12 protein-coding genes are annotated in these 6608 nt (G+C 31.7%); all 12 read right to left on the reverse strand.

Annotated features, from left to right (window positions below):
• Nucleotides 1-563: hypothetical protein (locus ELQ16_RS09550; protein WP_208335098.1), on the reverse strand; the 563-nt coding region annotated here is incomplete at its 3' end.
• On the reverse strand, nucleotides 560-928 hold the full coding sequence (locus tag ELQ16_RS09555) for a DUF1353 domain-containing protein (RefSeq protein ID WP_134239401.1): 369 nt from the start codon (nucleotides 926-928) through the stop codon (nucleotides 560-562). The genes ELQ16_RS09555 and ELQ16_RS09550, both read right to left, overlap by 4 nt.
• The gene (locus ELQ16_RS09560; protein WP_134239403.1) at nucleotides 919-1416 is read right to left on the reverse strand and encodes a DUF4376 domain-containing protein; all 498 of its coding nucleotides are present in this window, start codon (nucleotides 1414-1416) and stop codon (nucleotides 919-921) included. Before ELQ16_RS09560 ends, ELQ16_RS09555 begins: the two co-directional genes overlap by 10 nt.
• A gap of 9 nt (nucleotides 1417-1425) precedes the next feature.
• The gene (locus tag ELQ16_RS10590) at nucleotides 1426-2718 is read right to left on the reverse strand and encodes a phage tail protein (protein ID WP_243832628.1); all 1293 of its coding nucleotides are present in this window, start codon (nucleotides 2716-2718) and stop codon (nucleotides 1426-1428) included.
• On the reverse strand, nucleotides 2718-3338 hold the full coding sequence (locus tag ELQ16_RS09570) for a phage tail protein I (RefSeq protein WP_134239405.1): 621 nt from the start codon (nucleotides 3336-3338) through the stop codon (nucleotides 2718-2720). Before ELQ16_RS09570 ends, ELQ16_RS10590 begins: the two co-directional genes overlap by 1 nt.
• A 97-nt stretch (nucleotides 3339-3435) precedes the next feature.
• Entirely contained in the window at nucleotides 3436-4602 is a 1167-nt protein-coding gene (locus tag ELQ16_RS09575; RefSeq protein ID WP_134239407.1) for a baseplate J/gp47 family protein, read from the reverse strand.
• Entirely contained in the window at nucleotides 4599-4889 is a 291-nt protein-coding gene (locus ELQ16_RS09580) for a GPW/gp25 family protein (protein ID WP_134239408.1), read from the reverse strand. Before ELQ16_RS09580 ends, ELQ16_RS09575 begins: the two co-directional genes overlap by 4 nt.
• Nucleotides 4886-5539, reverse strand: a complete 654-nt coding sequence (locus tag ELQ16_RS09585) for a phage baseplate assembly protein V (protein ID WP_134239409.1) — start codon at nucleotides 5537-5539, stop codon at nucleotides 4886-4888. Before ELQ16_RS09585 ends, ELQ16_RS09580 begins: the two co-directional genes overlap by 4 nt.
• A 3-nt stretch (nucleotides 5540-5542) precedes the next feature.
• Entirely contained in the window at nucleotides 5543-5857 is a 315-nt protein-coding gene (locus ELQ16_RS09590) for a phage holin family protein (protein WP_134239411.1), read from the reverse strand.
• 104 nt (nucleotides 5858-5961) lie between these two features.
• Nucleotides 5962-6141, reverse strand: coding sequence for a hypothetical protein (locus ELQ16_RS09595; RefSeq protein WP_134239413.1), 180 nt, complete (start codon nucleotides 6139-6141; stop codon nucleotides 5962-5964).
• Nucleotides 6098-6463, reverse strand: coding sequence for a hypothetical protein (locus ELQ16_RS09600; protein WP_134239415.1), 366 nt, complete (start codon nucleotides 6461-6463; stop codon nucleotides 6098-6100). Before ELQ16_RS09600 ends, ELQ16_RS09595 begins: the two co-directional genes overlap by 44 nt.
• The gene (locus ELQ16_RS10085; protein WP_166739686.1) at nucleotides 6453-6590 is read right to left on the reverse strand and encodes a hypothetical protein; all 138 of its coding nucleotides are present in this window, start codon (nucleotides 6588-6590) and stop codon (nucleotides 6453-6455) included. The genes ELQ16_RS09600 and ELQ16_RS10085 overlap by 11 nt, the downstream gene beginning before the upstream one ends.
• Between the last annotated feature and the right edge of the window lie 18 nt (nucleotides 6591-6608).

The following is a 6608-nucleotide window of genomic DNA, read 5'->3' on the forward strand; positions in this document are numbered from 1 at the left end:
CTGCCTATGCTTTCAGGATTGATATTAACGCTTGGCTTGTTTTCGCCAATTAGAACATTTGCGCCGCTTATGGTGTTTTCATTTGCAATCTCATCGATTTTTTGATTTAATATTTTTAAATCTTCATTGGTTGCAATTGTTGTTTTATCATTGATTTTTACAATACCATCTTTTGAATTTAAATTCATTTCTACACTATTGCTTCCAAAATCCACCTTATCCCATTTGCTAACCATTGCGATATTAACCGCACTTTGTCCATCTTTTAAAAAGCCACTTATGCTATCGTGGTTTTTAAGTTGTAAGCTTTTTCGGTTTGGATTTTGCTCATCTGAAATATCACTAAATTGCAAAAAGTTGTTTTTTAAAATTAAATCTTGAATAAATTCTTTGAATTTCTCACTATCAAATTTACCTACGATTTCATTTTTAAAATCTTCAAGACTTTTATTGATTAATTCTTGCACTTTTTGTATATCGATATCATCAGGCTTTATAGGATCAATTGGAGGTTTAATCTCGTTTTGACCTTCGCTTGGATTATAAGAAATATCATAGCTCATTTAAAAACTCCTTTCAAAAAACATTTAATGCTGTGATAAATATCACAAGAGTGATAAAATACAAAAACCTTAAAGCCATTGCAATTTAAGGCTTGCATAGCTTCTTTTAAGGCTAAATCTGCTAATTTATAATCTTCTCTTGTTTTGGCTTTCTCACATAGAAAGTCATGTATTACAACCGCACTTAAATACTCAGGTTTATTTGGTGGATATATACTCCAAAAAAGTCTAGGGATATTTGCTCCATTACTCTTAAAACCTTTTTCGATTTTTGCATTTAAACTTGGCAAAGAAAATTCATAATCTTGCATGAGTTCAAATCTATCCTTATCCGAAGGCTTTACAATCACTCTTTTTAGTTCCATACTATCCCCTTAACTTCATCCAAAGTTGTTGCCTTTAAAACTGCATCTTTTAAATTTCTAGCCTTAATTGTGTTTTCATTTACGCTTGATGCCATTAAAGCACCAAGTGCGATTAAGTCTTCTAAACTCATACTCACAGCTGTGTTGTCTTTGGCTATCCACACAAAGCCTTCAGGTAAGCTTTTGGTTATAGAAAAAAGACTAACGGTTGAAGTGAGCAAGTTTCTATCTTTTTCCGCACTTTGAAAGACTTTATCTTTGTAAGTTACACCACTTTCAATCGCTTCATCTCTTTTAGCATCGATTTCTTTAAGCTTGTTTTCTTTGGCATTTGCCAAAAGTTCTTCTTCGCTTGGGGGAGTTGGTGGTATAGGCTTAACAAGTTCCAATGCCTCTTCTTTTGAAATTTCAGTATAAATGCTAGTATCCACCTTAATATCATCTTCAAAACCATAAACTAAATTGTCTTTATCTTTGTAATATCTCATCTTTTTTCCTTATTCGTAAATTTTTGCTTTGATGTATTCAACAGCAGATAGCTCAATGCGATAATTTTTATTATTATCATAAGCCCAAGTAGGTCCTGCAGATATTTTATATGTGCAATTTGCTGGAATAATTGCAAAAAAAGTTCCTTGTTGGATTAAATTAGCATTTATAACAGTCCCACTTGCCTTAAGAGTTTCTGAATTAATAGCATTAGCTTTTATTAAATGATAAGTGCTGAATTGTTCTATTCTTGAAATCGCTTCAGCACCTATTTGTCGAAAAGTTGTTGTTGGAATACATATATTAACTTCAATATTTCCATTATATCCATCTTGATATGACCATTTAGATCCACTGTAGTACATAATAGGAGTTAAGTTTTTTGTTTTTATATTAAAAATTATCATGACAGGCTTATCACTGGAATTTGTATATATCACATTACTTACAAGCTCAACTTCTCTAACTTTAGAGAAAAGCCCACTGCTAAGTAAAGGCACTTGCTCTTTTAAAGTGAGTAAATTTACAAGCTCTTTATCTTTAGTGGCTTTTACTTCACTTGTAGGAGCTTTTTTAAATGCGGTGTTTCCTTCAAAGGTTTTATTTCCTTTGATGGTTTGGTCTGTATTAAGCAAAACACAGTTTTTAAGTAAATTATCTATATTACCATTAATGTTTTCTAGTAACTTTTCTAATGTGATTTTATTAATAGCATGTTTATCATCTGTAGGATTTGCTACGCTAAAAACTTGCTCTTTGTTGCCATTTAAATCTGCTTTTTTGGCAAGTTTTTTATTAAAATCATCAATTGCTGCTTCAATTTTAAGCTCAAGTTCTAATTTAATAGCATCCACATAATCTCTACTTGCCATAATTACACTAGGATCTAGCTTTAAAATGACTTCCTCTGCATTAGAAAGCTCCATTACTACTTTGATCATTAATTCCTTAGCACTGCCTTGTTCTAGTAGTGGCTTATAGGTGCGTGGGGTATTTCCTACGGCAATTAAATCTCCTTCTTCATTATAAATACCCACCGCATTTACTTCAAAACCACCTACATTGCTTGGCACATAACATTCTAAATTCACATAGTTAGGATTTTTCTCATCAATATACTTAGAATTAATATTTGCCTCATATACAATCTCTTCTAAATTCTCCATCTCTTCGCTTGGTAGAATAACTTTTGAGCTTAATTTAAAGCTTTTTAAATTAACCCCATTTCCACTAGCACGAGCGGCTATAAATTTAGCAATACCAATTTTAGTTAGTATGGTATAGTATTCACTTTTTGCCATTAATACACTCCTTTAAAATCAATATTAGTTTTTGAAATTTCGCAGATAAAAACACCAGTTGCATTAAAACTTGGTTTTTGCTTGCTTGAAATTTGCGTGGTTTGAAAAGGTAAAATCTCTAAAGCTTCTCCGCTAATTTCTACGCTAGCATTAAAGCTATCACTTTTGCTTTCAATCTCTATTTCAATACTTTCTAAAACACTTCTGACATTTTTAAATTCCAAAATCAACCTATCTAAAAGTGCTAAAGTTCTCTCATCAAAGCTGATTTCACTTGTGCTAACTTTGACTTTGAAAAAATAAGGCTCTCCACCATAATTAAACCATTCTTTAACCACTGCCGTTGGAAACACGGCTTTTAAAGCTTCTTTAATTGCCCAAGTAGTTCCGTTATACCTGTCTAAAAGTAAGGCTTTGGATATGAGTTTTCTAGCTTCTTTTTCTTCTAAACCATCAATACTCATATCATAAGCATTTGCTAAAATTGGAAGCATTCGCTTATCGCAATGCAAAGCTAAATTTGTGATACTTTCTATTTTTAAATCTTCAAATCTTTGCTTAGCACTTAAATCAATAGCTTTGCTTTGTTTTGGGTGGTGGTTTAGTATTAAAGTATTCATAGCACTGCCTTTTTTATGCTATCACTTTGTACAAACGAAGTTCGCCCAAAGTCGCTTTTACTGAAGGCTTCCCCACCCATTGCTACGCAATGCCCCTTCATAGCACTGCCTTTTCATAACTAAGTGAAAAGTTAAGAACGCCAAATTCATCATCAGCTATCAATATATTTTCCAAAGGCAAGTTTTTTAACTCTTCGCCTTCTTCATTTTTAATTTTTTCTTTAATGCTTAAAATTTCACTTTTATAAACTCCATCTTGATGAAGACATTTATATAAAAAACCAAGTGCTAAATCCACACTTAAATCAAAGTCTTTTTGTAAAGCATTAATCTTTTCGCTTATTTCATTAGCACGGCTTAGTTCCAAAAGCAAAAGTTTTGCCTCTATGATAAACTCTCTTTTCTTTGCAAGTTCAACACTCACTTCATCAGTTAAAGGACGCACTTCATCCGTGCTTAAATACTCTTTAACCACATCGACTGTATTTTCATCATTACTTTTAATGATAACTCTAACTTTTCCAGCTCCATTATTTAAAGCTTTAATTGAAGCTACTTTTGCACTTGCGCTTAAAGCGTGATAAATATAACCTTTCTCGCTTCCTGCGGTTGAAAATCTATGCACACTCATTACCGCTCTTTCTCTTAAGGCTTCATCGCTTTCTTCACTGGCTCCGCCTTTGAAAAATTCAAGTTGTTTTATTTTGGTTACAAAAGGCAAAGGGGTTTGTAAAAACTCGCATTTTATGTCTTTGCTTTGCACAAATTCATCAAGTTCTAAAATGCCCTCAGCTTTGCTTTCTCCTTTTTTGATAAGCACATCTTCTTTTAAGGTAGCAATATCAGCATTTTCATTTGAAAAAATCGCACCTTTTGGAATGATGACATCATAAGTAAGTAAGGTATTTAATTCAAACTCTACTTTTGCGATAGGTTTAGCACCTTTGAGTCTTTCTATTAAATAGCCATTAGCCACTACATTATCTAAATCGCTTCCCTTTGCATAATGAAGATAAGTTGCTTTTATACTTTCGTTTATCCTTGCTCTTATAATCATTTCCCTATAAGCAAGAGCTTCTAAAATGGCTTTAAATGGATCAGATTCTAAAAGCCCAACACTTTCTTTTAGAAAGCTTTTAAAAAGCTCTTCAAGATCTTTTAAAATCTTTTCAAAATCAAGCTCTTCTATGATTTGTGGATAAGGAATATCTTTTAAAAAGCTTTGTTTAAAATAGCTATCATTTGCACTTAAAAACTCATTCATTTTCCAAGCTCCATTGTTAAATCCCTATAATTTTCAAAAAGCAAGGTAATACTTAATTTGCTATCTTTGCATTCATTGAGCCTTACACCTTTAAGCTTTACTCTTTTTTCCCACTTTGAAATTGCCTCTGCTGTATATCTGGTAAGTTTGATTTTAAAATCATCATCGATTTTTCTATCAATTAGCGTATAAAGCAAAGAACCATACTCAGGTCTCATTACACGAGAGCCTAAAGGAGTGATTAAAATGTCTTTTATGCTTTCTTCAATACTTGTTAAATATTTCATCTACTTACCGCCGTAGCACCATCTGTACAAGAATGGATATGATTTGTTAAATCACCTTTGCTATCACTTATATTTCCACTTACTTTTAAATTGCCAATTAAATTTAAATTCCCTTTTATGCTAAAAGTCCCACTTGTCCCACCTTCGCCACTTGTGGAAATTGTCCCTGCAATTTGCGTATTACCGTTTAAATTAATGCTTGGAGCATTCACACTTACTTTTGTTGCATTAAGCGTTATGGTTTTAGCGTTTGTGGTATGACTTTGAGTGTTTAAGGTATCATTTTTATTATTGGTGGTTTTATCTACACAAGTAATGCTTATATCTTTAACCACATCAAGCTTTAAAGTGCTAGATTTTGAGTTGTATTCTAAATGTGTTCCATCTTCAAAGTCTATGTTAAAGGTATTTGTATCGGTATTTTTTGCTTTATGCTTTTCTTGATAAAGCCCACGCAAAATAACACCTGAATTTAAATCACCGCGCACAGGCATCACTAACACTTGTTCTCCTATTCTTAAAGGAGAAAAAGATACGGCGTAAGAATTAGCTAGACTTTGAAAAACTGGCAAAAAATCAGTCACCATTTCACCAATACTAACCTTAGCCTTACTGTCTTTAATGTCGCTAATGATTCCAATTTCAATCATTTTTTAAACCTTGTCAATTTTTTTATTAATGAGCTTTTCTATCCACTGCTCAAGCTTTACTAAAGCATCTGTTCCAATATAAGCCGCAAAGCCACCCACTGCTATACTCATTTTCATTCCCAAATCAAAATAACTTGCAAATTCAAAAGCTAGGTAAGCTACAAACATTGAGCCTATCATTCCTTGTAAAAATAGTTTGAATTTGCACTTTGGTTTTTCGCAACCTGCTAGTTTTTCTTTAGTGAAAATCGAGACTATACCTGCTATTATGCTAACTATTAAAAGTGCAAAATAGATAAAATAATCTTCAATTTTCATTGTTTAAAGCCTTGCTAATAACTCAAGTAAAGAAAATAAACTTAATGCTAAAAATGAAAGAGATACACAAAGCATTAAATTCAAACTGTATTTTTTAATCAGTCTCATTGATTTAACTCCTTAATTTGTATTAATTTAATTTCACAAGCCTTGTAATTTTCAAAAAGTTCAATATATGCATTAATCACATCTTTATTTTCTTTGATATTTGGTTTATCTAAAATTTTAAGTTCTAACAATTCATTTGGCACTTTTTGGTGAATGGTTTGTGTTTGACTTATCATTTGCGTTTTGCCACAAGCGCTCAAGCATATCATTAAAAACAGCGATAAACTCATCATTAGAAACATTTTCATATCTTTTTAACCTTTCTACTTTTGCTTTTAAAGCTAAGATTTCTTTATTTGCCTTTCCTAAGCTTTCAAGCTCGTTTTTGTGTCTATTTTGTAAAGCTTCTAAAGTCTTATTTAAATCATTATTTGCAGAAATTGCCTTACTTAAATTAGAGTTTAAAAGCTCGTTTTGTGTTTTTAAATTTTTGTTTTGCATATACAAAAAAACTAAAATAATTAGGGCGCAAAGCCCTAAAAATAATCTACTTGTCATTTTTTTGCACTTTGTCTTTGATTTTATCGCCAATATCATTAGCCTTTTTTTGATTATTGTGATAAACGAAAAAGCCAATACCAAAACCAATAGCAATTAAAATAAATGCTAGTAATAAATCAAACATTTTTACTCCTTTCTATTT

The sequence above is a fragment of the Campylobacter sp. US33a genome (assembly GCF_004378855.1).
GTDB lineage: Bacteria > Campylobacterota > Campylobacteria > Campylobacterales > Campylobacteraceae > Campylobacter_D.